Raw genomic sequence first — 1,351 nt, forward strand, 5'->3', positions numbered from 1 at the left:
TATTCCAAGCTGATACAAGATTATAGTATTTAGAACCTCAAAATCCTTGCATCTCCGTGGAAATTTGTGGGGTGAATATCATCCCAGAATAAGTAGTCGTTGGGATTGCTGCAAATTGTCTTAGCTGCAAGGTTTAAACAAGGCTCTGTTGTGTTTGCAAAAACTTTTGTGGCAATTGCTTGAGAGAATAAATCATTGACATCTAACTGAATCATTTTTAATCCGAGTTGCTGACTCAATGTTGTCAAGCTTGAATTTAAGAGAGTGTTATGAAATGCAGTTAAAGTACTGAGTCCTGTAGAAAAATCCTTGTTAATAGTGCCTGGAAGTTTACCCAAGTCTGGTAAATTTGCAACAAGGAAGTTTTTAGCACCCAATTTTGCCAGTGATGTGACTGCATTTGTAATATTACCAACGGGTATGCCAGGATTTGTCTGTCCACCACCAAGATAATCGTTAGCACCAGCCCAGAGAATGTAAAGTGCATCTTCATCAACCTTTGGATTGGTGGCTGTGAATTCCTCAACTTGTTGGGCTAATCCCGGTAATTTGAGAGGATTTCCTGGAATTAGAGTATTTGTATCTCCGGTATTTGCGCCACCGATTGCATAGTTAGTTTGCTTCGCTCCAAAAGCTGGGGATAAATACTCTACCCATACTGGACCATTGGAAAAACGCCCATTAAAATATGGTGCTGGAGGTATTCCCTGACCTGTCAGAGCAAATGCCTTACCAATATCAGAAAGACTATCTCCGAATACGTAAGATCTAAAACTTGCCGCAGAGGCTTTTGAAGGTAAAGAGATTGAGAAAGCGATGATTCCTGCCGCTAATAGTTGCTTTTTCATGTGTTATTCCTATTTTTTAGATTTTTGATTACATGCTCTTGGGGAACCGTTGAAAGCTCGGTATTCACGGGAATCGCGAGCCAAGGTTAACACTCAAGATATAGGCGAGCGATCGCTTAGGAACGGAAATTTAATAACCTACAACTTTTGATGGTGCGCTACGCTAACAGCACCCTACATTTGCACTTTATTTAATCCATATTCCTTACTCAAAGGTACTAATACTTTGTTGTGTTAATCACAAAATTCAATATTAAAGCAATAGTTTATGGGTTGTGTTGCGTAATCTTACTAAGATAATGGCACTGAACTATTCAAAATACAATTACCTAGCCCTGAGTAAATACTTGTTTTCATTAATTCTTATCAAAACTACTGTGTTCATAAAGAAGCAGTTAAATTGAGTGAATATTTACCATTAATATTTAGGGTTTGCTGAAAAACTCCACAAAGCGAATCTAGATGCAACACTGCCCACTGTTAGGGTAGTTTTAGGCGTTAGT

General features: G+C 38.4%; 1 protein-coding gene. It reads right to left on the minus strand.

What is annotated here, in order from left to right; translation table 11 throughout:
* Positions 1 to 29: 29 nt before the first annotated feature.
* Positions 30 to 848 carry an SGNH/GDSL hydrolase family protein gene (locus CK510_RS30430; RefSeq protein ID WP_095725128.1) on the minus strand — a complete coding sequence of 273 codons (819 nt, stop codon included), beginning with the start codon at positions 846 to 848 and terminating at the stop codon, positions 30 to 32.
* Positions 849 to 1,351: the final 503 nt, after the last annotated feature.

The organism is Brunnivagina elsteri CCALA 953 (genome assembly GCF_002289455.1).
Taxonomy (GTDB): Bacteria; Cyanobacteriota; Cyanobacteriia; order Cyanobacteriales; family Nostocaceae; genus Brunnivagina; species Brunnivagina elsteri.